The sequence below is a fragment of the Bradyrhizobium sp. Ken01 genome, assembly GCF_055807355.1.
This window is the reverse complement of sequence record NZ_JBVVPC010000062.1, coordinates 12,424-37,453: the sequence shown is the minus strand read 5'-3', so window position 1 is coordinate 37,453 and position 25,030 is coordinate 12,424. Positions and strand designations below refer to the sequence as shown.

Genomic DNA, 25,030 nt, shown 5'->3' with positions numbered 1-25,030 from the left:
TGGATGATCCCCGGCAAGATGGTCAAGGGCATGGGCGGCGCGATGGATCTCGTCGCCGGCGTCAAGCGCGTGGTCGTTGTGATGGAGCATTCGGCCAAGGACGGTCCAAAGCTCCTGAAGCAGTGCAATCTGCCGCTGACCGGCGAGCGCGTGGTCGACATGGTCGTGACCGACCTGGCCGTCTTCACCATCGACAAGCACGGTAGCGGCGGCATGGCGCTGATCGAGCTCGCCGACGGCGTCTCGCTCGACGAGGTCAAGGCCAAGACCGAAGCCGAATTCCGCGTCGCACTGAAGAACACGTAAGGCGGTTGCAAATATCGCGAAATGGCCGGGGCTTCGCTCCGGCCATTTTCGTTTCAGCTTGGCGCCGCCGTGACCACATCTTCGGTGTCGTCCTGGCGAAGGCCAGGACCCATACCGCGAGGTCTATCGATCGCGGTCGGCGATAGTCCCATGGGCTGTCAACGGGAGTCTTCGCCAAACTTTGCTTGGTGGCTATGGGTCCAGGCTTTCGCCAGGACGACATTGTGGAGGCAGCGGGCACATTGCCACCTCAATCGCATCACGACTTAACCGACCATGCCCGACTCTACCGCGCCGACACGCTTGCGACCCACGACGGCTCCTCGCGCACCAGGCGGAAGCCGAGATTGGCGGGCGGCACGCCTTGCGCGCAGCCGCCGGCGCGGGCGTCGCGGATGAAATCCGTGACATAGGCGCGGTGCGCACCTTCGGCGATACGCACGCCGCAGTTCACGGTCGGTTTGCCGGTGTTGCCGGCCACGTCGGTGCGCGAGCGCACGAAGCAGGTCGAGGTCCACTCCCAGACGTTGCCGGCGAGATCTTGAATGCCGTGCTCGTTCACACCGAACTTGCCGAACGGATAGGCTGTCGTGTCGAAGAGGTCGCGTTCGGACTCACGCTCGTAGCGGCCGATCCAGCGCTTCGATGGATCTGCTGCGTCCACCGGAAGGCCGTCATCCCTGAATCTGGAACCGGCCGCAAAGGCCCATTCCGCGTCGCTTGGCAGGCGGTAGTTGTGACGGGTCTTGCGCGAGAGCCAACCCGCATAAGCCTCGGCATCATGCCAGCTCACCTGCACCGCGGGTCGATCGGAGGCGATTGCCACGCCGCGATCAAGCGCGCGGCAAGCTCCCTCCTGCACGCAAATCTGATAGTCGGATGACGAGACCTGATGCCGCATGATGTGCAGCGGCCTCTCGAAGCGCATCGCGCGCAGCGGCGCTTCCGCCTGCTGCCCGGCACGCGTGAAATCGCCGGCCTCGCGATAGGACAGGCTGCCTGGCGCGACCCTGACGATGGCAGGCTCCGCCGCCGTGTCGTGGGTCCCGATGTCCGACACCAGCGGCGCTACCGCGATCGGCCCCGCGAGCCCGGCGGCGCAGGCGAGCAGTAGTTTCAGCTTGAATGCGATCAGCATGGTCGTTCCCCAAGGAAAAGGGGCCGGTCATCACCGGCCCCTCGTCGCGTCTAGTTGGTATTGGGGGCGGGGATATCGGCAGGGGCCTTCACCTGCGTCATCAGATCGTCGTTCCATTTGCCTTCGACCTTGAAGTGCGCGGTGGCGCCGAGGTCGGCGGCCTCGATCAGATTGTGCGTGACATAGGCGTAAATGCCGGGCTGCATGAACTTGTACAGCGCAGCTCCCGCCGAGCCACCGCGGATGAACCAGGTCTCGAGCCCGGTCTCCGGCGCGTTGGAGAACTTGCCGGTCTCCCAGACATAGTCGCCATGGCCGCCGATCAGATGCGGACGGCTGTCGCGATTGGCCTGCGAATGCACGATCAGCACGTTCTCGCCGACATTGGCGGTGAGCGCATTCTTGCCGGTGAGCGCGCCGACCTTGCCGTTGAACACCACATGGGAGGGGATCAGCTTCTTCATCACCTCTTCGGTGTCGGTGAAGGCTTCGCCCGGCGATTCATAGGATTTGAAATTGCCCTTGTCGTCGCGCGGCACGTACATGTCCTGCTCGCCGACATAATAGACCTTGTCGTATTTCAGTGCGTGGCCCTTGCCATCGTTGAGGCCGTCACGCGGCAGCACCATCACGGCGCCGTTCATGCCGGAGACGACGTGCCAGGGGATCATCGGGCCGCCCGGTGCGCAATGGTAGACGAACACGCCGGTCTTGGTCGCCTTCCAGCGCAAGACGACCTGCTCGCCGGGATTGACCAGCGTGAGCGCGCCGCCGCCGAGTGCGCCGGTCGCGGAATGGAAGTCGATGTTATGCGGCATGGAGTTGGTTGCGGGATTGACCAGCGTCGTTTCGACGTAGTCGCCCTCGTGCACGACCATCATCGGACCCGGCATCGAGCCGTTGAAGGTCATCGCCTGGAAGGTGGTGCCCTTCTCGTCGATGACGACCTTCTTCTCCTCGATCGTGAGCGTGAACTCCACGATCTTGGGGCCCTGCTTGGTCGCTTGCTCATGCGCATGCACGAGCGGCGGAGCGACCAGCTCGACCTTCTGGCGCGGCAGTTTGAGATCGTCGGCAGCCAAGGCGGGTGTCGCCAGCATCAGGGCGGTGGCGGCGGCGCTGATCAATGCGGCTCGGCGGGTGAACATCGGAAGCATCCTTCATCTGAAATGGTCTTGATGACGGAATGCAGTGTGCGCCGATCCCGGCAACCGTGTTTGCGCTGCGACAAGCTTTTGCCGTATTCGCCTCCGGTAGAATCCTTAGGAGCTTGTCGTAGATCGCATCGGCGATACCAAAGACGCGATGGCGCCCGACGTCAGCCGCCTCGGCCGCAAATCGTTCGCATGTTCAATTGCGTTTATTGTGAATGGATTGTTGTCGACTAGAGCAACTGGATCGCAACCCAGACCGTGCCCCAAACCGCGAGCGACAGCGCGGCGAGAACGGCGGCCGTGATGACCATTACGCGTACCAGGTGGCTGGCGCCAACGGTGGGCGTGGAGGGGACGGGACGAAAATCGTCAAAGCGCGGGATATGGCCGCGAACACCGGTGAGCCACAGAACGAGATCGAGCGCGAACGACGCCATAACCTGTCTCCAGAGGGCAACAATCAAATATCACCATGGCTCCGATCCCGTGCTCGGACTTTGAGCGAGCGCAAGGTAGCGCACCCGAAAACGGGTAATTTCGTGCCATCCGGGATGCGCCGCCCCGCTGCGCAGCATTGATTGACGAATGGGTAAGATATGAGGGCCGATCTTGCGGCGAGCTACGGCGAGGAACGACTGCCGCGCTACACGAGCTACCCGACCGCACCTCATTTCTCGCCGGCGATCGGCGCGGCTGCCTACGCCCGGTGGCTGGCGGAGCTCCCGGCGGCGGCCAGCGCGTCGCTTTATTTGCACGTGCCGTTCTGCCGCGAGATGTGCTGGTATTGCGGCTGCCATACCCAGATCGTTCGTCGAGACGGTCTCATCGCGGCCTATCTGCGTACGCTGCGCAGCGAGATCGCGCAGGTGTCCGAGACGATCGGCCGGCGTATCAAGGTCGAGCACATCCATTTCGGCGGCGGTACGCCGACGATCATGGCGCCGGAGGCTTTTGCCGAGTTGATGGCGGCGATGCGGCAATCGTTCTTCGTGCTGCCGTCGGCCGAGATTGCGGTCGAGATCGATCCCCGCACGCTGACGGCCGACATGGTCGAGGCCATGCGGCTCTCCGGGGTCAATCGCGCGAGCCTGGGCGTGCAGAGCTTCGACCCGGTCGTGCAGCGCGCGATCAACCGAGTGCAGAGTTTTGAGCAGACGGCTTCCGTCGTCGACATGCTCCAGCGCGCCGGCGTCAACGGGATCAATTTCGATCTGATCTACGGACTGCCGCACCAGACCGTTGCCTCGTGCCTGGATACGGTACGACGTTCGCTCGAGCTTGGGCCCGACCGCTTCTCGGTGTTCGGCTACGCGCATGTGCCTGCTTTCAAGAAGCACCAGCGCATGATCGACGAGGCCGTGCTGCCCGACGGCCTTGCGCGCCACAACCAGGCCTGCGCGATTGCCAATGCGTTGAAGGAGGCCGGTTACGTGCAGATCGGGCTCGATCATTTCGCGCGACCCGGCGATTCCATGGCTGTGGCCTTCGAGCAACGCACGCTGCGGCGCAATTTTCAGGGCTACACCACCGACAAGGGCGAAGTTCTGCTCGGCTTCGGCGCAAGCGCGATCGGACATCTGCCGCAGGGCTATGTCCAGAACGAGGTGCAGATCGGCGCCTATGCGCAGAGCATCGGCGCTGGTCATTTGGCCACCGCGAAAGGCTATGGGCTCACCGACGACGACCGGCTGCGCGCCGACATCATCGAACGCATCATGTGCGAGTTCAGCGCCGATCTCGGCGACATCTGCGCGCGTCATGGCGCAGAGGCCGGGGCAATGCTGAAATCTGCGTCGCGTCTGAAGCCGCTGATTTCCGACGGCGTCGTGAGACTGGACGGCGACTGCCTCGCAGTCGCCAAGGATTCGCGCTTTCTCGTGCGCAGCGTCGCGGCCGCATTCGACGCGCATCTGGATCCGGCGAAGCAGCTGCATAGCCGGGCAGTGTAGTCTCTCTTTCCGTCATTCCGGGGCGCGCCCCTTGGCGCGAGCCCGGAATCCATTTCACCTCTTGGCTTGCTGTACGATGGATTCCGGGCTTGTGCTTCGCGCGCCCCGGAATGACAAGGTAGCTTGCGCTCCAACAAAGAAACCGCCGCCCGCTCCTCTAACGTGGTTTCGGAACGGAGTTGTTGTCCATGCCTTTTGGATCCGACGATCTGGTCGATGACATCATGCGCACGGCGCCGCACACGATCCGCGTGTTTCTCGCCTTCAGGATGGCTTGCGTGGGCTGTCCGATCGCAACCTTCCACACGGTCGATGACGCCTGCCGCGAGCATGGCATCGATCGCGACAAATTCCTCGCCGCGCTGTGCGACCGCGTGCCGGCGTGAACCGGTCTGGAATTCGCGCGGGCCGCGCGCGGATTCCCGGGTGAGGGGCGCTTTCGCCGTAAGCGGAAGCGACCCTCACCACTAGCCCTATGCCGCGCCGCTGTCGGGGCTCCGCTCCGCCAGCACGACGATCCCATGGGGATCGCGCAGGATGATGCGCTGACGGCCGCTTTCGACCAGCCCCTGCTGTTCCCAGCCGCTCAGGATTCGGCTCACGGTATGCAGCGTGGTGCCGGTCATCTGTGCGATGTCCTGGCGGCTGATCGGGAAATCGATCTCGATGCCGTGGTCGAGCTTCTTGCCGGATTGTTTGGCGAGGCGCAGCAGCGCATGAGCGACGCGCTGCTCGACCTGCTGGGTCGACATTTCCAGGATCCGGGTGTGGCTCTCCTGGAGCCGTGTGCCGACGGTCTGGAGCGTGTTGGCGGCAAGCGAGGGAAATCGCTCGACCAGCCGCGGCCAGGCCGAAGTCGGCCAGATCAGTGCGACGCTGTCGTCGACCGCGATCGCCGTGGCCGGATAGCGCGCGGCGCCGATCGCCATCGCGAGACCGAACGTCTCGCCCGGCGCGACGTAGCGCACCACGATCTGCTCGCCGGTCGGTGTGGTCTTGGCCGCGCGCACATGGCCGTGCAGCAGCAGGAAGAAGGATTGCGCGTCCGCGCCCTGCTCGAAAATGGCGCTGTTCTTGGGATAGCGCACTGAGCGGGCCTCGCGCAGGATCTCCTCGAGGTTCTCCGGTTTGACGCCTCCAAACAGCGGCAAATGCGCAACCAGCGATGTGTCGACCTTGGCCATTCTGCCTCCTTGGCGCTGGAAGTGTGATGACACCTGCAATCGTCAGGGTGTTTGCGCTAGCTCAAAAACGAGCCGGCAGGACGGCAGTATTTTTCCAGACGACGATTTGAATCGACTGGAGTTGACCCATGGCTGGCGCCCGATCCCGCAACTTTGAGGGCTGGCCGCTGTTTGCGAACAGCTTTCGGCCCTTTTTCCTGCTCGCCGCCATCCAGGCAGGGCTTTCGATCCTGGCCTGGCTGCCGATGTTCTACGGCGAATTGTCGGTGACGTCCGCTTTCGCGCCGCGCGACTGGCACGTCCACGAGATGCTCTACGGCTTCCTGCCGGCGGTGATCACGGGATTCCTGTTCACGGCGATCCCGAACTGGACCGGGCGGCTGCCGATCCAGGGGACGTCTCTGGGCGCGCTGCTTGCGGTCTGGATCGCCGGCCGGGTCGCGGTGACGCTGTCTGCCGACATCGGCTGGGCGTTCGCGCTTGCCGTCGATGCCGCCTTCCTGACGCTGGTCGTCGCTGCTGCAACGCGCGAGATCATCGCCGGCGGCAACTGGCGCAACCTGCCCGTCGTAGTGCTGGTGCTGGTGCTGCTCGCCGGCAATGTCGCCTTCCATCTCGAAGCGCATTATGCGGGTGGGGCCGATGTCAGCATCCGCGTCGGCATCGGCGTGGTCGTTGTGATGATCTCGCTGATCGGCGGCCGCATCATCCCGAGCTTCACCCGCAACTGGCTGGTCAAGTTCAACCCTGGCCGCCTTCCGGTGCCGTTCGGGCGTTTTGACGGTGTGGTGATCGGGTGCAGCGCGCTAGCGCTCGTCTCATGGATCGTCGCACCGTTGAGCACCCTCACCGGCGCGGTGATGGCGCTCGTCGGCGGCCTACACCTGGTGCGGCTTGCGCGCTGGGCCGGTGACCGCACCTTCCGCGAGCGGCTGCTCTTGATTCTCCATGTCGGCTATGTCTTCGTGCCGTTCGGCTTCCTCCTGCATGCTTTTGCCGTCTTCGGCGCATTGCCGCCGAGCGCGGGCATCCACGCCTGGATGGCGGGTGCGGCCGGAACCATGACGCTCGCGGTGATGACCCGTGCGAGTCTCGGCCATACCGGACAGGTGCTGACGGCTTCGCCGGCGACACAAGCCATTTACGGTGCGATCATCGTGGCGGCGCTGGCGCGGGTCGCGGCGGTGGTTTGGCCTGCGCAAAGCGACGCGTTGCTGCATATTGCGGCCTGCGGCTGGATCGTTGCGTTCCTCGGCTTTGCCCTCGCGTTCGGGCCGCTGCTCGCCGGCAGCCGTCGCCGCGCCCTCGCCATCATGGGCGTGCCCGTCCCGGCACGCTGAATTCAAGCCGCGGTCGCCACGGTCGGTGATTCCAATGGCCGGATGCCTTTGCGCCATCCGGTGATGGTGCAGCCGAAATGGCTGCGGAACCAGCGGGCCATGGCGCTCTGCGCGGAGAAGCCGAGCTGCACGGCGATGTCGGCCAGCGGCCGGCCGGGATCGTCGATCAGCTGGACCACGAGATCGGCGCGCTGGGCGTCGAGAATCGCCGAGAAGCTGGTGCCGGCTTCGGCGAGGTGGCGGTGGATGGTGCGGCGGGTGCAGGCGAGATGCTCGGCGACGCGCTCGACCGTGCAGTCGCCGCCGGCGAGCAGGAGACGCACGACCTCGTCGACCTTCTCCTCCCAGCTTGCCGGCCGCGTCTCGATCGCCTCGATCCGCTTGCGCAGATAGCTCGCGATCAGCGGATGCGCGCTCGGGATCCGGCGCTCCATGTCGTGTGCCGACAACAGGATCGAATCGTCCTCCGCGTTGAAGGTCACACGGCAGCCGTAGAACTCGCGGTAGCGCTTGCGGTCGTGCGGCGGAGGATAATGCAGGTGCACTTCCTGCGGCCGCCAATCGCTGCCGAACAGCGACTGGATGATGCGGTGGACGCTGCCGAGCGCCATGTCGATCGACTGGCGCGGGGCGGTCGGCTGCCGGCCGCGCAGGTGCAGCGTGACAGTCACTGTCTGCTTGTTGCGGGTGACGTCCAGCTTCATGCCGTCGTGATGGATCGGGATGAAGCGCGAGAAGGCTTCAATCGCTTCACCAACGGTCGCCTGTTCGCGCACGATCAGGCCGACCGCGCCGAAATTGGTCAGCCCGCCGCGCTCGGCAAGCCGCAAGCCGAAATCCTCGGCTCCGGACGCCTCCGCCGACAATTCGAGCAGACGTCGCAGGCCAGTGACGGCAATGGGCGTATCGGGCTTGTCGAGGCAGGCCAGCGGCAGCCTCACCTTGCGCATCATCTGTCTGGGGTCGAGCCCGACCGACCGGGCGATCTCCGGGTAATAGCTCAAGCCCGCGCTGCGAATGAGGTCGGTCATGCGAACCGGTCCTGCCAGCCATTCCCGCAGATGTCCCGAAATGTAAAGTTTATGTCCCGATCCGTCAAATCCGGGAACCGGGTGGAACATACATAAGTGAAACCGAAGCACGGGCGTGAATGCCGTGCATATGACGGCGCGGCGCGACGAGGCCCCGCTGCCGTCTCGGACCATTTGACCAAAGACATTGCTGGATCGGAATTATGCCGGGGAACATGCTTTCCAAGGGTGAGGTATTCGTCATCGACACCGATGCCGCCTCCCGCGAACAATTGTCCACCGCGCTCCAACAGAGCGCATACAACGTGATCTGCTTTGCCGACGGCGCGTCTCTGCTGTCGGAGGCCAAGGCGCGGATGCCGGCCTGCGTGCTGCTGGAGATGCCGCCCGATCGCTCCGGGCTCGACGTGCTCAAGCGCCTGCGCGAGGAAAACTGCATGGCGCCGGTGCTGGTGACCGCGACAAACGGCAGCATCGCCATGGCGGTCGATGCGATCAGGAGCGGCGCGGCCGACTTCATCGAGAAGCCGTTCCGCACCCGCGACATCGTCGACCGGATCGATGCCGCCATCGACGAGTTTGCACAGCCCGGCTCCAGCCGGCAGCGCTGGCTCCCCGGCTGCGAACCCCTGACCGCGCGCGAAAGCGACGTGCTCGAGCATCTCGCCGCCGGCCTGACCAACAAGGAGATCGCCCGGCGCATGCATCTGAGCGCACGGACGGTCGAGGGCTATCGCGCCGGCATCCTGAAGAAGGCTGGCGCCAAGAACGTGACAGACCTGCTTCGCCGCATCTTCGGGCAGGGTTCGCCCGCTCAGGACTAAGGGCTCCGTCGCGGGCCGCCGACACGTTCCGGGCCTTGCTGCGGCCGCGGCGGCGCCCCACGGAAACCCTAATCGAACCAGTTCCTTCCCTGCCGCGTCCAACTGTGTTGGCGAGGCATTGGATCGCGCGTCCGGCTGGCGGCGGCGATGACTTGGAGGAGGGACTTGATGCGCATCACCGCAAAATGTTTGGCAACGACGAGCCTGGTTCTGGTGACCACGGCATTCGCGTCGTCGTCATGGGCCGCCGAATTGGACGCCACATCGGCCATCGATACCGTCACCGTTTACCCCGATGGCGCCACCGTCACCCGCGTGATCGCGGTGGACCTGCCGTCTGGTGACTCGACGCTCATTGCCAAGGACTTCCCGCTTGGTCTCGACACCTCCTCGATCCGGGTGGAGGGTGAGGGGGGAGCGAAGCTCACCATCGGCACGATCGATGCGCGAACGCCGCGTGCGGCGCCGGTCAATTTGCCGGAGCTGGACAAGCGCATCGAGGCGCTGAACGACCAGCGCGCCGACCTGCAAGGCGCGATCGACTCGGCCAATGCGCGGCGCAAATTCGCGGAGCATTTTGCGGAAGCGTCCCCCGCGGGCATCGGCGACAAGGGCGAAGCGCGGCCGATTTCCGAATGGCGCACGGCCTTTGCCACCGTCGGCGAGGAAATTGCGAGCGCCGATACCGCCGTTCGCGACGCCACGCGCAAGATGCGCGAGATCGATCGGCAGATCGTCCAGCTCGAAGTCGAGCGCAAGGCCAAGCCGCCGAGCAAGCTCGAAGTCCGCATGGACATCGCCGCGCCGGCAGCAACCAAGGCGGCGTTGAAGGTCACCTACAATGTGCGCAATGCGCGCTGGCTACCGCTCTACGACGCCCGCCTCGACACCGGTGCGAAGGACCGCAAGCCGCAGCTCGAGCTTGTCCGCCGTGCCGAAGTCACGCAATCGACCGGCGAGGACTGGTCCAACGTCACGCTCGGCGTGTCCACGGTCCGCATCGGCCGCGGCGGCAGCGCGCCGGAGCTGAATTCGCTGGTCGCGCAGTATCCGCAAGTGCCGAGGCCGCGGGCGCTGGGTTCGCTCTCGGATTCGGCAATGCCTGCGGCGGCGCCAATGCAGCAGCGAAAGATGGAAACGTCCGCGGCCAAGGCGGCCGACGATATCCGCGAACGCGCCGAAGAACAGCAGGCCGTTGCCGAAATCGGCGATTTCCAGGCCACCTACAAAATTCCCGGCCGTGTCAGCCTTGGCGCCGCCGAGGGCGCCAAGAGCCTTCGCATCGCCTCGATGACCGTGCCCGCCGATCTCATGGTGCGCGCGTCACCGGTGATGGACCCCACCGCCTTCCTCGAAGCCAGCTTCAAGCAGACCGACGACACGAGTCTGCTGCCGGGCAAGGTCGCAATCTATCGCGATGGAACCTTCGTCGGCCGCGGCAAGCTCTCGGCTTCGGCCAAGGACGATATCGTGCGGCTCGGCTTCGGCGCCGACGACAAGGTCCGGATCGAGCGCGCCGTGCTCAAGCGCAACGAAGGGTCGGCCGGTCTCCTGGTGACGACGTCGAAGACCGACGAGCGATCGTTCAAGACCACAATCCGCAACGGTCACGACTTCCCGATCAAGGTCGCGATCGAGGATCAGTTGCCTGTCAGCGAGAGCGAGGACATCCTCGTCGAGATGTTGCCTGCGACCACGCCGCCGACCGCGAGCAACATCCGCGACAAGCGCGGCGTGCTGGAATGGTCGTTCGACGCCAAGCCAGGCGAGGTCAAGGACATCAATTTCGCCTGGCGCATTCGCTGGCCGAAGGACAAGAGCATGGTGATCGTGCCGGCGGGCTAGGGAGTCTTCGCCTCTCCCCGCGTGCGGGAGAGGTCGGCGCGAAGCGCCGGGTGAGGGGGACTCTCCGCGAGTCGCACGCTCACCGTCTTCATGGATCGAGCCCCTCACCCCAACCCTCTCCCCGTAAGAACGGGGAGAGGGAGAGGAGAGAGCAGGGCTCACTTCGCCTTCAGAAAATCCGCGACATCGAGCAGCATGAACTCGTTGTCGTCGGCCTTGTTGGGATCGCGGCTGGACGAGAACGGCAGATTGTTGTCGTTGCCGACGATGATGTGGGTCTCGTCGACACGATCGACGTTCTCGATGGTGAAGAACGGGAAGGTGTAGACGCCGTCATTGAGCGGCTTCTTCGCCTTCTTGTCGGGATCCCTGATCTTCATCAGATCGATATAGCCGATCTTGCGCACGGGCTTGCCGACATTGGCGTCGGTGAGCTCGATCTTGTAGACGCGCTTGAACTTGGCCACGTCAGGGAAGCAGTTCTCGCCGCGGGTGCCTTGCGGGCAGGCCTTGTCGGGCGTGCCTTCGCCGTTGTCGCGCTCGATGATCAGGCCGGCGCTCGGGTCGATCATGTTGAAGTCGCCGATGGCGTTGCCGTTCTGCTCGAACACATATTGCCAGTAGCGGCCCGTGAACTTTTCCGCGGCGACGTCGAATTCGAGGATGCGCGAGGCTTCCTTGCCGTCGACCTTCTCCCAGTCTTTTTTGTCGGCATCCCACAGCGGGCCCTCGAGCAGGCCGTAGAGGAATTTGCCGTCTTTCGAGGAGGCGAAGCCCTCATAACCCTTGGAGCGTCGCAGGTTGACGTTGGTGTAGGTCGCGCCCGGGGCGCCTGGGGTCGACACCGCCCAATGATCCGGCGAGCGCACCGGCTTGCCGTCGGCGACCGTCTCGAACAGGCCGAGAATCTTGCCGGTCTTGTCGGCCTTCAGGATATAAGGGCCGAACTCGTCGCCGATCCAGAAGGTGTCGCCGATGATCTGAAAACCTTCGGTGTCGAAGTCGGAGCCGGTGAGATAGCGTTTCTCGGTATCTTCATGCACGATGCGGAATGGCACGCGCCTGTCGGGATCGTGCAGGAACACGGTCTCCAGCCGCTCGATCTTGCCGCCGGCCCAATCCATCTTGTAGCGGTTGAGGTACAGCATCGAGTCCGGCGAATTGGTGCGCGCGCCCATGCCGTTGTCGGTGATGACCCAGAAGGTGCCGTCGCCCATCGACTTGATGCCGGAATGGCCCTGCAACGGCTGGCCCTTGAACGGCAGCGACACGCCGGTCGCGCGCTCATAGGACTTGCCCATCACCGTGCCGAGCGCGTCGACCCGCCTGCCGGTGGTGTATTTGCCGGATGTCTTGAGATCGGCGGGCGCGTCAGCCGGCGCGTCGATGAACGTGGCAGCCGGCATCACCACATGGCCGGCGAGCTTGGCTGGGAATTCGCCTTCGCTCTGCGCGAGCGCGGAGCTCGCGGTGAGAATGATCGTTGCGACGGTACCAAGAAAAGTCGCGCGCATCTGCGTCTCCTGTTAACGGAGGACGTCTTATGCGGACCGCGCATTGCAGTTTTGTGAAGCCGGGCCAAACGTCGCAGCCGACGGCTATTTTTTTAAGGGTGTTGGAATCTCGAAGCTGACGGTCTTGCTGTCGATCACGTGGTGCGTGGGATCGGCCAACTCCAACAGAACCTTGTGGGGGCCCGGCTTCAGTCCGACCACGATCACGGTCTCGCCACTGGCATCGACAAAATGCCATGGCGCATCGTCGACCGTGATATGGACGTGGCCGATGCGCGGCGATACGTCGAGCGCGCCCTTGCCGAACACCGGCACGACGCGGAGATTCTCCGTGCTGTACTGGATGAAGACGAGACCCTGCGCCAACTGTTCGGCGAGCGGCGGATCGACGATCAACCGCGCAGGCGCCTCGTTTTCGATTGCGACCAGCGGCGATGGGCCGCGCGCGTCTCTGGCGGTTTGGGCGATGGCGGCTGTTGCGAACAGAGTTGAGGCCGCCATAACGGCCATGCAGTCGAGAGCGGCATACATGTCCGTTTCCTTCCGGGATGATCAGGCGATCTTGCGGGAGAGGAAGTTGCGGATCAACGGGACCATTTCGTCGAACCTGTCCTCGAGGGCGAAATGGCCGGTGTTGATGAGGTGGAATTCCACCTGGGGCAGGTCGCGTTTGTAGGGATGGGCCATCGGCGGGGAAGATAAAATCGTTCTTGCCCCAGACGATCAGTGTCGGCGGCTTGTGCTTGCGGAAGTAGGCCTGCACCGCGGGATACAGCGGCAAATTGGTCCGATAATCGTAGAACAGGTCCATCTGGATTTCGCTGTTGCCGGGACGGTCGAGCAGCGCCTGATCCTGCACCCAGTTGTCGGGTGAAATGCGGCTGATGTCGGACATGCCGTCGGTGTACTGGAATTTCGTCGTTTCCAGCGTGACCAGCTTCATCAGCGCCTGCCGGCTGGTATCGGATCCGTCGGCCCAGTATTGCTTGATCGGATTCCAGAACTCCTTCAGGCCTTCATCATAGGCGTTGCCGTTCTGTACGATCAGGCCGCTGATGCGCTCTGGATTCTTGAGCGCCAGGCGCCAGCCCACGGGAGCGCCGTAGTCCATGACGTACATCGCATAGCGGGTGACGCCGAGCTGGTCGAGGAGGCCGCCGACAAGCTCGCCGAAACGGTCGAACGTGTACTTGAACGTCGCGCGCGGTGGCATCTCGCTCTGGCCATATCCAGGATAGTCGGGAGCGATCACGTGGTACCTGTCGGCCAGTGCCGGGATCAGGTTGCGGAACATGTGCGAGGAGGTCGGGAAGCCGTGCAGTAACAGCACAACGGGAGCGTCCTTCGGACCCGCCTCGCGATAGAAGATCTTGATCCCGTCGACGGTCCTGGTTCGATGATAGGTGACCGGATAGGCACCGGCGGTGTGTTCGTCGCGCTCCGGCTTCGCGGATGCTGCCGTCGAAGCAACTGCGACAGCCGCTCCGGATAACCCAAGAACGAGACGGCGACGATCGAGGAGCGATGGCTTGGGTGTGGCCTCTACGGTTTTCATGTCAATGTCCTTTTCAAAACGATGAGTTCGCCGACGGCGCGAGGGGTTTTTCAAACGCCTTGGTAGACCAGCCGGGTGAAGAAGCCGGGATCGATCACGAATTGCCCCCATATCGCGTCGAAGGCCGCGGTCGGCTTGGCCGCAACGGTTTCATCCCGCGTTCGTCCCTGCTTCTTGAGCCGGGCAACGTTGTCGCGGATCCCGACGAGCATGTCGCGAAAGGCCTGGAATTCGGCTTTGTTGCCGACCGGCTTGCCATGCCCGGCGATGACGATCGTGTCCTTGTCCATCGCCGCGAGATTGGCGTCGCATGCAGCGATCATCCCGTCGATGCTGCCGCCGGTCGAATAGTCGATGAACGGATAGATGCCGTTCCAGAACATGTCGGCGACGTGAACGATGTTGGCTTCTGCGAAGGTGACGGAGATATCGCTGTCGGTGTGCGCGGGTCCGTAATACTTCAGGCCGATCGAGGTACCGTTGAGCTTAAGTTCGCGGTTGTCGGCAAAGACTTCGCTGGGGATTCCGCCCGCGCCGAGCGGAAGGAAATTGTAGTCCCAGTCCTCGACCCGCTGCACTTCGGCAAGGTGTTTGCGGGTGTTTTCCTGCGCAATGATTTTGGCGCCGGCTGCATGCAGCCATTCGTTGCCATCGGCGTGATCGAAATGCCAGTGAGTGTTGACGAGATGGGTGACGGGATCGGCGCCCAGATCGGCCAGCGCTTTGGTGAGTTGTGGGCGTGAGACGCGGATCCCCGCATCAATCAGGACCTTGCCGTCGGGCCCGGTAAGCACGGCAATGTTGCCCCCGGAGCCTTCCAGCACAGTGATGTTGTTTCGGAGCTTGTGCGTGACGATCGGCGATATTGCAGCGCTGTCCTTGATCAGGCTGACGATGCCTCGCGCCTCTGCGTAGGCTTGCCTGGGGCTAAGCCATCCCGAAGCGGCGGCGGTCGCGGCGCCGACGCAACACAGGCAGAAACCGCGTCGGGACAACGATGGGAGCTTTGGCGAACGCATGCAATTTTCGCTTTCTCGAGCGACAATCGACGGCGCCAATGATCGACCCCGCTGTCACGATGGAGCGTGGAGCCAATGCAGCATGCGGTCTATCACGATAGCACGATCGGCTGCGCTTGCGCGCAGCCACGAATTACTCCTTTACCGCGCCTGTCAGCGACGAGACGTAGTAGTCGACGAACAGCGAGTAGAAGATCGCAACCGGCAGCGAGCCGAGCAGCGATCCGGCCATCAGCGCGCCCCACTGGTAGACGTCGCCGGTGACGAGTTCGGTCAGGATCGCGACCGGCACCGTCTTGTTGGCGCCGCTCTGGATGAAGGCGAGCGCGTAGATGAACTCGTTCCAGGACAGCGTGAAGGAAAAGATGCCGGCCGAGATCAGGCCGGGCACCGCCAGTGGCAGCGTGATCCGGCGCAGGATCTGGAGCCGTGTGGCGCCGTCCACCAGCGCGCATTCCTCGAGTTCGTAGGGGATCGACTTGAAATAGCCGATCAGGAGCCAGGTGCAGAACGGTACCAGGAAGGTCGGATAGACCAGGATCAGGGCAAGCGGGCTGTCGAACAGGCCGAACTGCACGACCACGGTTGCGAGCGGAATGAACAGGATCGACGGCGGCACGAGATAGGCGAGATAAATGCCGAGGCCGACATAGGGGCTGCCGCGGAAGCGCAGGCGTTCGATCGCGTAGGCGGCAAGCGTGCTCGCGATCAGCGACAGCGTGGTCGCGCCGACCGCAACCAGCATCGTCGTCCACAGCCAGCGCGGATAGGCGGTATTGAACAAGAGGTGCTTGATGTGCGCCAGCGTCGGCGAGGAGATCCAGAACGGATTGTGCTCTTTGTAGTTCATCAGCTCGGCGTTCGGCTTGAACGAGGTGATCGCCATCCAGTAGAACGGAAACAGCAGGATCAGCACGAAGCAGCCGAGCGGCAGATAGATCATCATCAGCCGCCGCAGCCCGGAATCCCAGGCCATGGTATCCGGCGGTGTGGTGGCGACGGCGGCCGGCTGGGCGGCGGTATCAGTCATTGCTCTCTCCCTGCTGCCATTTGCGGCGCGCCAGGCCGAAATAAGAGAAAAGCGTCGCGAACACGAGGAACGGGATCATCGACACGGCGATCGCCGCGCCTTCACCGAGTTCGCCGCCGGCGATGCCGCGCTGGAAGGCCAGCGTGGCCAGCAGATGGGTCGAGTTGCCGGGGCCGCCGCGGGTGATGGCGTAGACCAGCTGGAAGTCGGTGAAGGTGAAGATGATCGAGAAGGTCATGACGATGGCGAGGATCGGCATCATCATCGGGAAGGTGATGTAGCGGAACCGCTGCCAGGCACTGGCGCCATCGAGCATCGCGGCCTCGTAGAGCGAGGGCGAAATGGTCTGCAGGCCCGCCAGCAGGGAGATCGCGACGAAGGGAATGCCGCGCCAGATGTTGGCGGCGATCAGTGAGAAACGCGCCGGCCAGGGCGAGCCGAGGAAGTCGATATTGGTGGTGCGCCAGTGGAGCACGTCGACGAGAAGGTAGGAGATGATCGAGAACTGCGGATCGTAAATCCACCAGAACGCCAGCGCCGAGAGCACCGTCGGCACGATCCATGGCATCAGGATGATGGCACGCAACAGGCTCTTGAACGGAAAATGGTTGTTGAGCAGCAGCGCGAGCCAGAAGCCCAGCGCGAACTTTCCGAAGGTCGCGATGCCCGTGTAGACCACGCTGTAGAACACCGCGTTCCACCACAGGGAATCGGTGAGCAGATACTGGAAATTCTCGAAGCCGACGAAGACGCCTTTTCTGCCGATCGTGGTGTCGGTGAAGGCGAGCCAGATACCGAGGCCGAGCGGATAGGTCAGGAACACCGTGAGCAGCCCGATCGCGGGTGCGAGGCACATCACGATCAGGAACGGCTTGTAGTCGAACAGGCGCACCAGCCAGGAGGGCTGCCGTCGTGCGAGGGCGAGAGTGGGAAGTGTGGTCACGGACATCGGTCAGGCGTCCTGTTTTAGGCTGTCACCACATCCGTCATTGCGAGCGAAGCGAAGCAATCCAGTCTGTCTCCGCAGTTACAGTCTGGATTGCTTCGTCGCTTCGCTCCTCGCAACGACGGTCGCTTTATCGTCGGGCGTTACTTTTGCCGCCGGAAGTACCGCTTGCAGCGCTGCTCGGCTTCCGCGGCCGCGGCTTCCGGCGTGGCAGCGCCGGTCGCGACGGACGCGAACATCTGGATCAGCACGTAGTCGGCGGTGACCGCTCCGCTCGCGGTCGAGATCGGTCCCTTATAACCGCTGTAGTAAGTGCTATTCATGGTGTTCTTGAAGATCGATACCTTGGGGTCCTGCGCCCACACCGCGGCATCCGCATAGGCGGCGAGCGGCTGCGACCAGTAGCCGGAATTGGCGTTGAGCCACGGCTCGTACTGGTCCTTTTCCAGCATGTATTGCAGGAAGGCCTTTGCGGCGTTTGGATACTGGCTGTGTTTGAACACCATGGCGTTGAGCGTGAGTCCATCCATCGGAGAGACCTTGGCGAGGCCCTTGGGCAGTAGCTGATGCTCACTATCGTCCGCGATCGCCTTGGTCGCCGGATCGTTCTTCAGTGAGAAGTACAGCGAGACGCCGTTGGCGGTCAGCCCGATCTCCTGCGCGGAATAGGCGCGATTGTTCGACACGTCATTCCAGGACGTCGTGCCCGCGATGAAGGTCGGGTAGAGCTGCTTGACCCAGTTCAGCGCTGAGATGGTCTCCTTGCTGTTGATTGTGACGTTGCCGTCTTCGTCGAGCAGCGCCGCGTTGTGCGACCACAAAGACCAGTTCGCGAAACCGGTGCCGTCACCTCTGGCATTGCCGAGCGCGAAGCCTGCCGGCTTGCCGGCCTTCTGGAGCTTCTGGCAGAGGTCGAGGATTCCGGCATGGTCGTCCGGGACCTTGTCGAAGCCGACCGATTGCAGGATCGACTTGCGGTAGATCAGCGGACCCGCCGTGGCGCCGAACGGCAGTCCGATCCAGGCGTCGCTCTTGTTCTTCTTGCCGTAGCGCTGCGCCAGCGGCAGCCAGCCGCCGTAACGCTTGCCGACATAGTCGGCGACGTCGGTCAGCTCGATCAGCTTGTCGATATAGATGTGGGGAGCGTCGGAGAAGCCGATGATGATGTCGGGGCCGGCACCGGAATTCGCAGTCACCGCGGTCTGCTGGTTGATGTCCTCCCAGCCGACGAAGTCGACCTTGACCTCGACGCCGGTCTCCTTGGTGAATTTCGCCGCGTTGGCGCGGAACACGTCCTCGTCGGCCTGGACGAAACGCACCGGTCGCAGCATGCGCAGGGATGCGCCTTTCTCGATCGGCAGTTTCGGGGTGGGGACATCCGCCGCCTTGATCGCGGATTGGGCATTTGCCGGAGCACCGGTTGCCGCGATTGCCGCAGCGGACAGGCCCAGCGCCAAGGCATCACGACGTGTGATGTCGTTCCTCATCGGTTCCTCCCTATGTGTTTCCCTTCCCGGCGTTGATCGCCGGTGAAGGGTCCTTCCGGTTGCCGGCGCGCCTTCGCGGCCGTCCCGCCTAGCTGTTCGGGCCGCGGTCCATGCTGACAGGCTGCCAGCGGCGGAGCGCGGTGTCTTGCAGCACCGACGGATTGACGCAGCTTACCGGCCACATGCCCTGAAGCACCAGTGACAATTCGTAGCCCACCCGGCGCTTGCGCGCCTCGTCGAACCGTGCCGAGGCGGAGGCGACGTGGGCGGTCAGGGTCACGTTCTCCATGCCGAGCAGCGGATTGTTGTGCGAGGGCGGCTCCTTCTCCAGCACGTCGAGGGCGGCATGGGCGATCCAGCCCTCCTGAAGCGCCTTGATCAGGCTTTCCTCGTCCACGGTGGCGCCGCGGCCCGTGTTGATGAAGACCGAGCCCTTCTTCATCTGCCGGAAGTGCTTCTCGGTGAGCATGTGATGCACCTCGGGCCGGGCGGGGGCATGCATCGAGACGAAATCGGATTGCGACAACACCTCGTTCAGCGTCGCCGGAATCACGCCGTGGTCTGACATCAGCGTTTCCTGGATGAAGGGATCGTAGGCCATCATCCGCAGGCCGAAGGGAGCCGCGCGTTTCGCAACTGCACGCGCGACGCGGCCGAACGAGATGAAGCCGAGCGTCTGGCCCATCAGCCGTGGGATCTTCGACAACGCCGGCCGGCCCTCCGCCCAGCGGCCGCTGCGCACCATCCGGTCCTGCTCGACCAGCCGGCGGAAGCCCGAGAGCAGCAGCATCATGGCGTGGTCGGCGACCTCCTCGATAAAGGTGTCGGGGATGTTGGTGACGGGAATGCCGCGCGCGGTCGCGGCCTTGATGTCGACGCTGTCGACCCCGACCGAGCCCAGCGTGATGACCTTGCAGCTCTCCAGCGCGTCGATGATGGTTTTGGTGATCGGGATACCCTTGGCGTAGATCGCGTCCGCCGTCTTCGCGACCGCGATGAACCCGGCCTCGTCGGCCGGCGCCTCGACGATCTCGGCGTCGATCGGGTCGAGGGCCTCACGCTCGTAGGAATAATCGCTGCTCGCGACCGTGAAGCTCGCGCCCTTCGGCGTCACCACCCTGTATGTCGGCATATCCTGCTCCCGATTTGGTTTCTTGTTGTGACCCGGACTTTGCGCGGGCCTTTGCGTCTTTTACGCGAAATCGGGGCGGGTGCGTACAATCGGCGGTTGCCGTTGCGGCGATTTGTGCGACTGGCCCCCTCGTTTTCTCCGGGCTTTTACGGGGCGTCCCGTAACAGGTTGCTAAGGGCTCGCCACTAAAAGTTGATTCAACTGCGACCGTTTCGCTCGCGTGCGTTAAGCTTGGAGCCAATCCCGTGAAGTTGACCAATATGAAGATCGCCCCCAAGCTTGGCATCCTTGTCGGCGTCACGTTGCTCGGCCTGTCCATTTCCGGGGTTCTTGCCGGCTACCTGATGAAGCGCGAAATGCTGAACGCGCGGATTGAACAGAGCCACGCCATCGTCGAGATGGCACTCAACATGGCGCTCGGACTGCAAAAGCAGGTGGACGGGGGGCAACTGACCAAGGATGCGGCCATCGCGGAGTTCGGCCGTCGTGGCAGTACGCTCACTTATGACAAAGGCGCCGGATACGTATTCGCCTATACGATGGAAGGCGTGACCATCCTGTCACCCAGTCTCAAGACGATCGGTCAGAATCAGCTCGACGTCGAGACCAACGGCAGAAAGCTCGCGCGCGAGCTGCGCGACGGCGTTGCAGCCAACGGCCACGTGACCCTGCGCTATGAATATGTGAAGCCGGGTCAGGAGGATCCGATCCGCAAGCTGTCCTACGCGGTCGCAATACCGGGCTGGAACATGTTCGTCGGGACCGGCGTCTACCTTGACGATCTCGACGCCAGGATGGGCCCGGTCTACTGGCTGCTCGGCTTGGCCATGCTCGGCATCGTCATCGTCGCCGGCAGCGTCGCCTGGCTGCTCGGCCGCAGCATCAGCCGTCCCTTGGCGCTGCTCGGTGCCCGCATGAAGGATCTCGCCGAGGGCAAGCTCGAGGGCGACATTCCCGGCGTCGGCCGTGGCGACGAGGTCGGCGCGATGGCGTCGACCGTCCAGATCTTCAAGGACAACGCACTGCGCATTCGCGAAATCGAGAAGAGCGAAGCCGATGCCAAGGATCGTGTCGCGGCGGAACGTCGCAGCGCGATGGAGGGCATCGCCAGCGACTTCGAACGCAGCGTCAACGGCATCGTCCGCTCGGTCTCCTCGGCCGCGACGGGTATGCAAGCCACGGCGCAATCGATGACCGCGACCGCCAGCGACGCCTCTTCGCGTGCGGCGACGGTCGGCGCCGCCTCGCAGAGAGCGTCGGGCAATGTCGGCACGGTTGCCGCCGCCGCCGAAGAGCTGTCGAGCTCGGTTGCGGAAATCTCGCGCCAGGTCACCCGCTCGACCGAAGTGGCGAGCCGCGCCGTCAACGACGCCGAGCGCACCAATGCCACGGTGCAGGAGCTCTCCACCGGCGCCGAGAAGATCGGCGAGGTGGTCAAGCTGATCCACTCGATCGCGGCGCAGACCAATCTGCTCGCCCTCAACGCCACCATCGAGGCGGCGCGTGCCGGTGAATCCGGCCGCGGCTTCGCCGTCGTCGCTTCCGAAGTCAAGGCCCTCGCCAACCAGACCGCCAAGGCGACCGAGGAAATCTCCGCCCAGGTCGCGGCGATGCAGACCTCGACCAGCGATGCGGTCGCCGCCATCGGCGGCATCACCCAAACCATCGCCGAGATGAGCCAGATCACCGCGGGCATTTCCGCCTCGATCGAGCAGCAGGGCGAGGCGACCCGCGAGATCGCCCGCAACATCCAGTCGGTCGCGGCCGGATCGAACGAGATCAACGCCAATATCGGCAGCGTCACGTCGGCCGCGGAAGCGACCGGCACGGCGGCAGCCGACGTGCTCACCAACGCCCGCGAGCTCGACAGCCAGTCCGGCGCGCTGCGCAGCGCAGTCGACGGCTTCCTCGCCAAGATGCGCGCGGCGTAGGTTCTTGCACTGAATTCGTAGGGTGGGCAAAGACGCGAAGCGTCGTGCCCACCCTTTTTCTTTTTGAGTTCGCGGTAACTTCTCGGTGGGTACGTTTCGCTTTGCCCACCCTACGAGACCGTTCTACTGCTTCTCGATCCCCGCCTCCCGGATCAGCTTCTCCCACAACACCAGCTGTTCGTTCACGAACGTACCGAGCTGCTCCGGCGTTCCCGAAAACGCGTCCATGCCGAGGGTGGCGAGCTTGGCCTTGATCTCCGGCTGCTCGATGATCTTCCGGATCTCGCCATTGAGTCGCGTCACGATCTCCTTGGGCATGCCGGCGGGGCCGAAATAGCCCTGCCACGACGAGATGTCGAAGTCCGGCACGCCGGCCTGCTGCATCGAGGGCAGGTTCGGCACCAGCGGCGAGCGGTCCTTTGTCGTGACGGCGAGCGCGCGTAGCGCGTTGCCCTGGACATGCGGCAGGCCGGTCAGGATGTCCACGAACATCATCGAGACGCGGCCGCCCATGACGTCGTTGAGCGCCGGCGGTGAGCTCTTGTAGGGCACGTGCAGGAGGTCGAGCCCGGCCTTGTGCGCAAAGGTCGCACCCGACACGATCGCCGAGGACGAGCCCGAGGCATAGCTCAGCTTGCCCGGATTGGCCTTGCCGTAGGCGATGAGTTCGCCGACCGTCTTGGCCGGCACCTCCGGGTGGATCACCAGCATGAAAGGCAGGTCGCCGGTGCGCGCGATCGGGGTGAAGTCCTTGACCGGATCATAGGTCAGGCTCTTGAGCAGATAGGGATTGGCCGAATGCGTGGTGTTGGTGGTCACCAGCAGCGTGTAGCCGTCGGGCGCGGCGCGCGCGACATAGGTGGCGGCGATCATGCCGTTGGCGCCCGCCTTGTTCTCGATGACGATGCCGACGCCGAGTGCCTGCGACAAATGCTGCGAGATCAGCCGCGTCGTGGTGTCGGTGCCGCTGCCGGCCGCGAACGGCAGCACCAGCGTGATGTTGCGGCTCGGATAGTTGTCGGCCTGCGCAGCGGATGCGGCGGCGAGACAAAGGGCGGCCGTGCCGATGGCACGCAGGTTTCGGATCAACGCTGAAAGCATCTCGGTTCGTTCCCTCTTTTTTCGTTGGCGGGGAACCTAGCGTCTCCTCGTCGAAATCGGAAGGCGCGAGTTTGTCGCCTCGTCTCGCGGCGCGGAATTACTTCACCGCGGACCCCTGGCGCGAGGCGATCACGACGCCGGCGAGCACCAGCAGGTAGCCGATCAGGTGGAATGGCTGAATCTTTTCGCCGAGCAGCAGGATCGCCATGGCCGAGCCGAACACCGGCACCAGATGGAAAAACGGCGCGGCGCGATTCGGGCCGATCAGCGCCACGCCCCGATTGAAGAACAGATAGGCCAGCGTCGAGGGAAAGATCAGGATGTAGCCCAGCGTCGCCAGCGTCACCGCGTCGAGTTGCAGGACGCGGCCGCTCCAGGCCTCCCAGATTGCGGTCGGCAGCAGCATCGTCGCGCCGCAGCAGGTGGTGAAGGAGAGAAAAGAGAGTTGGTGGATCTTCGGTCGCCGCGGGATGAAGGCGGAATAAATCCCGAACGCCACCAGCGAGGAGGCGAACATGATGTCGCCCCTGTTGAAGCTGATGCTCGCGAGCGCGGCGAGATCGCCGCGCAGGATGATGATCAGCACGCCGAGAAGCGAGATCCCGATGCCGGCGAGCTGCGCACCGGTCAGCCGCACGCCGAACAGCACCAGCGACCACAGCGCCACGAACAGCGGTCCGGCCGACTGGATCAGCAGCGCGTTCAGCGCCTCCGTGTACTGCATCGCCCAGTACGAGATCGCGTTGTTAAAGGCAAAGCCCACCAGCGACAGGAACAGCATCAGCGGCAGGCTCTTGCGCAGATTCGGCCAGTCGCGCTTCAGGTGCGGCCAGGCGAACGGCAGGAGGATCAGGAACACGCCGAACCAGCGGATCGTGGTCACCGTCAGCGGCGGCACATGCGCGCCGACGTGGCGCGCGAGCACGATGTTGCCGGCCCAGAACAGCGAGCTCAGGCTGAGCAGCAGATAAGGCTGGTTGTTGAGCCAACTGGCCGGATTGGAGGCCGGTGGCGCGGGCGAAGCGATCGTCATTGGCGTTGGATACAAGCTTGCGCCGGATTTGCGTCGTGACACAAGTCACGCGGCCGCAATGCTACAATGCAGGCATGACCAGAGGAGGCGGCATTGGCGGTTAATATGTTGAACATCGACGGCCTGGAGCGACTTGATCGGGATGCACCGGTGGTGATGTTGAACCTGATGCGCTTCCACGCGCGCTCGGGTGACGGTTCCGGCTGGGACGCCTATTTGCGCTACAGTGCGGTCACAGTGCCGATGATCAAGGCGCGCGGCGGCACTCTGCTCTGGACCGGCGACGCCAAGGCGGTGGCGCTCGGCCCGCACGACGGCAACAAGTGGGATTTCGTCGCGCTGGTCTATTATCCCACGGTTGCGGCTTTCGTCGACATGATGACGTCGGAGGCCTACGCGAGCGAGGCCGATCCGCATCGCGTCAACGCCTGCGCCGAGCACGTCATCATTGCGATGAACGAAGCGTACAGCAAATTCAAAGTGAAGTAGCTCTGGCTGCCACGCCTCGCTTTTCTCTCTCCTGCGGCGGAGAGAGGACCTATGCCGCCTGCTTCCGTGACGCCACGAACACGCCGGCCAGCACCAGTGCGAAGCCGATGAAGTGGAACGCCTGCGGGTGCTCGCCCAGAAATGCCATTGCCATGATCGAGCCGAACACCGGCACGACATGGAAGAACGGCGCGGCGCGGTTGGCGCCGATCAGGCGGACGCCGCGATTAAAGCAGAGATAGGCGAGCGTCGAGGGGAACACCGCGACATAGAACAGGGTCAGGAGGTTCGGCCCGTCGAGCTTCATGACCGGACGCGCGGACAATTCCCAGATCTCCAGCGGAATGAGACAGGCCGCACCGCAGCCGAAAGTGAAGGCGAGGAACGACAGGCCGTGCATCGGCGGCCGCTTCAAGGTCAGCACCGAATAGAGCGCGAAGATGATCAGCGCGACGACGAAGATGAGGTCGCCCTTGTTGAAGTCGATGTTCGACAGCGTGGTGAAATCGCCATGCAGCAGGATGATCAGCACGCCGCACATCGACAGCAGCACGCCGAAGGCCTGCGCCGCGGTGAGGCGTACGCCGAGGATGGCCAGCGACCACAGCGCCACGACGAGCGGCGCGGCGGATTGCAAGAGGAGAGTGTTGAGCGCCTGCGTATGCTCCAGCGCCCAATATTGCAGCGTGTTGAAGGCGCCGATGCCGGTGATTGAGAGCGTGACCATCAGGCCGAGCTTGCCGCGGATCGCGGGCCAGTCCTGCGCAAGGTGTTTCCAGGCAAACGGCAGCACCAGCAGGAAGGCGAAGAACCAGCGCAGGAACGACAGTGTCACCGGCGGGATGTGGCCGGCGGCGAGCCGTCCGACGATGGCATTGCCGGCCCAGCACAGCGCGGTGATGCTGAGCAGCAGATAAGGCTGGTTGGCGATCCAGTTGTGGCCGGACGTGGCCGCGCCGGTGGTCTCGTCGGTGGCGGACATTGGATGGTGTGGCCCCGCGTCATGCACCAAGCCTCCAGCC

At 63.9% G+C, this 25,030-nt stretch carries 23 protein-coding genes and 1 pseudogene; 8 read left to right on the top strand and 16 right to left on the bottom strand.

Annotation, left to right across the window (positions count from 1 at the left end):
- Positions 1-306: CoA-transferase (locus AC0L3S_RS35515; RefSeq protein WP_473284463.1), on the top strand; the 306-nt coding region annotated here is incomplete at its 5' end.
- Positions 307-592: 286 nt separating this feature from the next.
- Here the strand turns inward: AC0L3S_RS35515 and AC0L3S_RS35510 are convergent.
- The 3 genes from AC0L3S_RS35510 to AC0L3S_RS35500 all read right to left on the bottom strand — a co-directional run bounded on the left by AC0L3S_RS35510 (position 593) and on the right by AC0L3S_RS35500 (position 3,035).
- Positions 593-1,444: an SUMF1/EgtB/PvdO family nonheme iron enzyme gene (locus tag AC0L3S_RS35510; protein ID WP_473284461.1), complete on the bottom strand. Its 852-nt coding sequence runs from the start codon at positions 1,442-1,444 to the stop codon at positions 593-595.
- Positions 1,445-1,494: 50 nt separating this feature from the next.
- On the bottom strand, positions 1,495-2,592 hold the full coding sequence (nirK, locus tag AC0L3S_RS35505) for a copper-containing nitrite reductase (RefSeq protein ID WP_473264858.1): 1,098 nt from the start codon (positions 2,590-2,592) through the stop codon (positions 1,495-1,497).
- Between the two features lie 236 nt (positions 2,593-2,828).
- Entirely contained in the window at positions 2,829-3,035 is a 207-nt protein-coding gene (locus AC0L3S_RS35500; RefSeq protein WP_473284459.1) for a hypothetical protein, read from the bottom strand.
- 159 nt (positions 3,036-3,194) lie between these two features.
- Here AC0L3S_RS35500 and hemN point away from each other — a divergent pair, with 159 nt between their 5' ends.
- Both hemN and AC0L3S_RS35490 read left to right on the top strand, forming a co-directional pair.
- The gene (gene hemN / locus AC0L3S_RS35495; protein WP_473284456.1) at positions 3,195-4,547 is read left to right on the top strand and encodes an oxygen-independent coproporphyrinogen III oxidase; all 1,353 of its coding nucleotides are present in this window, start codon (positions 3,195-3,197) and stop codon (positions 4,545-4,547) included.
- A 188-nt stretch (positions 4,548-4,735) separates the two neighbouring features.
- Positions 4,736-4,933: a DUF1858 domain-containing protein gene (locus AC0L3S_RS35490; RefSeq protein WP_007596228.1), complete on the top strand. Its 198-nt coding sequence runs from the start codon at positions 4,736-4,738 to the stop codon at positions 4,931-4,933.
- Positions 4,934-5,020: 87 nt separating this feature from the next.
- Here the strand turns inward: AC0L3S_RS35490 and AC0L3S_RS35485 are convergent, their stop codons facing one another.
- A complete protein-coding gene (locus tag AC0L3S_RS35485; protein ID WP_473284454.1) occupies positions 5,021-5,731 on the bottom strand; it encodes a Crp/Fnr family transcriptional regulator in 711 nt (236 codons plus the stop codon).
- 128 nt (positions 5,732-5,859) lie between these two features.
- Between AC0L3S_RS35485 and AC0L3S_RS35480 the strand changes: the two genes are divergently transcribed.
- Positions 5,860-7,071 (top strand): NnrS family protein, encoded by a 1,212-nt coding sequence (locus AC0L3S_RS35480; RefSeq protein ID WP_473284452.1) that lies wholly within the window; start codon positions 5,860-5,862, stop codon positions 7,069-7,071.
- Between the two features lie 2 nt (positions 7,072-7,073).
- Here AC0L3S_RS35480 and AC0L3S_RS35475 read toward each other — a convergent pair whose 3' ends face one another.
- Positions 7,074-8,102 (bottom strand): AraC family transcriptional regulator, encoded by a 1,029-nt coding sequence (locus AC0L3S_RS35475; RefSeq protein ID WP_473284450.1) that lies wholly within the window; start codon positions 8,100-8,102, stop codon positions 7,074-7,076.
- A gap of 203 nt (positions 8,103-8,305) precedes the next feature.
- Here AC0L3S_RS35475 and AC0L3S_RS35470 point away from each other — a divergent pair, with 203 nt between their 5' ends.
- Positions 8,306-8,926, top strand: coding sequence for a response regulator transcription factor (locus AC0L3S_RS35470; protein ID WP_473284448.1), 621 nt, complete (start codon positions 8,306-8,308; stop codon positions 8,924-8,926).
- Between the two features lie 168 nt (positions 8,927-9,094).
- Positions 9,095-10,771 carry a mucoidy inhibitor MuiA family protein gene (locus tag AC0L3S_RS35465; RefSeq protein WP_473284446.1) on the top strand — a complete coding sequence of 559 codons (1,677 nt, stop codon included), beginning with the start codon at positions 9,095-9,097 and terminating at the stop codon, positions 10,769-10,771.
- A gap of 158 nt (positions 10,772-10,929) precedes the next feature.
- Here the strand turns inward: AC0L3S_RS35465 and AC0L3S_RS35460 are convergent, their stop codons facing one another.
- From AC0L3S_RS35460 to AC0L3S_RS35425, 8 genes and pseudogenes are all read right to left on the bottom strand, one after another.
- Positions 10,930-12,285 carry an esterase-like activity of phytase family protein gene (locus AC0L3S_RS35460; protein WP_473284444.1) on the bottom strand — a complete coding sequence of 452 codons (1,356 nt, stop codon included), beginning with the start codon at positions 12,283-12,285 and terminating at the stop codon, positions 10,930-10,932.
- Between the two features lie 84 nt (positions 12,286-12,369).
- Positions 12,370-12,816, bottom strand: a complete 447-nt coding sequence (locus AC0L3S_RS35455; protein WP_473264849.1) for a DUF6130 family protein — start codon at positions 12,814-12,816, stop codon at positions 12,370-12,372.
- Between the two features lie 21 nt (positions 12,817-12,837).
- A pseudogene (locus AC0L3S_RS35450) lies at positions 12,838-13,840 on the bottom strand (alpha/beta fold hydrolase).
- A gap of 50 nt (positions 13,841-13,890) precedes the next feature.
- Positions 13,891-14,859, bottom strand: coding sequence for an MBL fold metallo-hydrolase (locus tag AC0L3S_RS35445; protein WP_473284442.1), 969 nt, complete (start codon positions 14,857-14,859; stop codon positions 13,891-13,893).
- 133 nt (positions 14,860-14,992) lie between these two features.
- Complete coding sequence (locus tag AC0L3S_RS35440) at positions 14,993-15,889, bottom strand: carbohydrate ABC transporter permease (RefSeq protein ID WP_456768077.1); 897 nt, start codon at positions 15,887-15,889, stop codon at positions 14,993-14,995.
- Positions 15,882-16,838, bottom strand: a complete 957-nt coding sequence (locus tag AC0L3S_RS35435; protein ID WP_027570394.1) for a carbohydrate ABC transporter permease — start codon at positions 16,836-16,838, stop codon at positions 15,882-15,884. The genes AC0L3S_RS35440 and AC0L3S_RS35435 overlap by 8 nt, the downstream gene beginning before the upstream one ends.
- A 140-nt stretch (positions 16,839-16,978) precedes the next feature.
- Complete coding sequence (locus tag AC0L3S_RS35430) at positions 16,979-18,322, bottom strand: ABC transporter substrate-binding protein (protein ID WP_473264845.1); 1,344 nt, start codon at positions 18,320-18,322, stop codon at positions 16,979-16,981.
- Positions 18,323-18,410: 88 nt separating this feature from the next.
- On the bottom strand, positions 18,411-19,454 hold the full coding sequence (locus tag AC0L3S_RS35425; RefSeq protein WP_473284439.1) for a C-terminal binding protein: 1,044 nt from the start codon (positions 19,452-19,454) through the stop codon (positions 18,411-18,413).
- A gap of 245 nt (positions 19,455-19,699) precedes the next feature.
- On the opposite strand from AC0L3S_RS35425, the gene AC0L3S_RS35420 reads away from it, so the two are divergent.
- Positions 19,700-21,385 (top strand): methyl-accepting chemotaxis protein, encoded by a 1,686-nt coding sequence (locus AC0L3S_RS35420; RefSeq protein ID WP_473284437.1) that lies wholly within the window; start codon positions 19,700-19,702, stop codon positions 21,383-21,385.
- Between the two features lie 123 nt (positions 21,386-21,508).
- Here the strand turns inward: AC0L3S_RS35420 and AC0L3S_RS35415 are convergent, their stop codons facing one another.
- Entirely contained in the window at positions 21,509-22,486 is a 978-nt protein-coding gene (locus tag AC0L3S_RS35415; protein ID WP_473284435.1) for a Bug family tripartite tricarboxylate transporter substrate binding protein, read from the bottom strand.
- Positions 22,487-22,583: 97 nt separating this feature from the next.
- A complete protein-coding gene (locus AC0L3S_RS35410; protein ID WP_473284433.1) occupies positions 22,584-23,519 on the bottom strand; it encodes a DMT family transporter in 936 nt (311 codons plus the stop codon).
- A 105-nt stretch (positions 23,520-23,624) separates the two neighbouring features.
- Here AC0L3S_RS35410 and AC0L3S_RS35405 point away from each other — a divergent pair, with 105 nt between their 5' ends.
- Positions 23,625-24,008: a DUF1330 domain-containing protein gene (locus AC0L3S_RS35405; protein ID WP_473284465.1), complete on the top strand. Its 384-nt coding sequence runs from the start codon at positions 23,625-23,627 to the stop codon at positions 24,006-24,008.
- Between the two features lie 49 nt (positions 24,009-24,057).
- Here the strand turns inward: AC0L3S_RS35405 and AC0L3S_RS35400 are convergent, their stop codons facing one another.
- A complete protein-coding gene (locus tag AC0L3S_RS35400; RefSeq protein ID WP_473264887.1) occupies positions 24,058-24,990 on the bottom strand; it encodes a DMT family transporter in 933 nt (310 codons plus the stop codon).
- Positions 24,991-25,030 lie beyond the last annotated feature (40 nt).

Coding starts and splice junctions, on each gene's coding strand:
- AC0L3S_RS35485 (WP_473284454.1), bottom strand. CDS start 5,731: ATGGCCAAGGTCGACACATCGCTGGTTGCGCATTTGCCGCTGTTTGGA.
- AC0L3S_RS35490 (WP_007596228.1), top strand. CDS start 4,736: ATGCCTTTTGGATCCGACGATCTGGTCGATGACATCATGCGCACGGCG.
- AC0L3S_RS35510 (WP_473284461.1), bottom strand. CDS start 1,444: ATGCTGATCGCATTCAAGCTGAAACTACTGCTCGCCTGCGCCGCCGGG.
- AC0L3S_RS35480 (WP_473284452.1), top strand. CDS start 5,860: ATGGCTGGCGCCCGATCCCGCAACTTTGAGGGCTGGCCGCTGTTTGCG.
- AC0L3S_RS35405 (WP_473284465.1), top strand. CDS start 23,625: ATGTTGAACATCGACGGCCTGGAGCGACTTGATCGGGATGCACCGGTG.
- AC0L3S_RS35440 (WP_456768077.1), bottom strand. CDS start 15,889: ATGACTGATACCGCCGCCCAGCCGGCCGCCGTCGCCACCACACCGCCG.
- AC0L3S_RS35465 (WP_473284446.1), top strand. CDS start 9,095: ATGCGCATCACCGCAAAATGTTTGGCAACGACGAGCCTGGTTCTGGTG.
- AC0L3S_RS35445 (WP_473284442.1), bottom strand. CDS start 14,859: ATGCGTTCGCCAAAGCTCCCATCGTTGTCCCGACGCGGTTTCTGCCTG.
- AC0L3S_RS35415 (WP_473284435.1), bottom strand. CDS start 22,486: ATGCTTTCAGCGTTGATCCGAAACCTGCGTGCCATCGGCACGGCCGCC.
- AC0L3S_RS35470 (WP_473284448.1), top strand. CDS start 8,306: ATGCCGGGGAACATGCTTTCCAAGGGTGAGGTATTCGTCATCGACACC.
- AC0L3S_RS35475 (WP_473284450.1), bottom strand. CDS start 8,102: ATGACCGACCTCATTCGCAGCGCGGGCTTGAGCTATTACCCGGAGATC.
- AC0L3S_RS35400 (WP_473264887.1), bottom strand. CDS start 24,990: ATGTCCGCCACCGACGAGACCACCGGCGCGGCCACGTCCGGCCACAAC.
- AC0L3S_RS35455 (WP_473264849.1), bottom strand. CDS start 12,816: ATGTATGCCGCTCTCGACTGCATGGCCGTTATGGCGGCCTCAACTCTG.
- AC0L3S_RS35460 (WP_473284444.1), bottom strand. CDS start 12,285: ATGCGCGCGACTTTTCTTGGTACCGTCGCAACGATCATTCTCACCGCG.
- nirK (WP_473264858.1), bottom strand. CDS start 2,592: ATGTTCACCCGCCGAGCCGCATTGATCAGCGCCGCCGCCACCGCCCTG.
- AC0L3S_RS35435 (WP_027570394.1), bottom strand. CDS start 16,838: ATGTCCGTGACCACACTTCCCACTCTCGCCCTCGCACGACGGCAGCCC.
- AC0L3S_RS35430 (WP_473264845.1), bottom strand. CDS start 18,322: ATGAGGAACGACATCACACGTCGTGATGCCTTGGCGCTGGGCCTGTCC.
- AC0L3S_RS35500 (WP_473284459.1), bottom strand. CDS start 3,035: ATGGCGTCGTTCGCGCTCGATCTCGTTCTGTGGCTCACCGGTGTTCGC.
- hemN (WP_473284456.1), top strand. CDS start 3,195: ATGAGGGCCGATCTTGCGGCGAGCTACGGCGAGGAACGACTGCCGCGC.
- AC0L3S_RS35410 (WP_473284433.1), bottom strand. CDS start 23,519: ATGACGATCGCTTCGCCCGCGCCACCGGCCTCCAATCCGGCCAGTTGG.
- AC0L3S_RS35425 (WP_473284439.1), bottom strand. CDS start 19,454: ATGCCGACATACAGGGTGGTGACGCCGAAGGGCGCGAGCTTCACGGTC.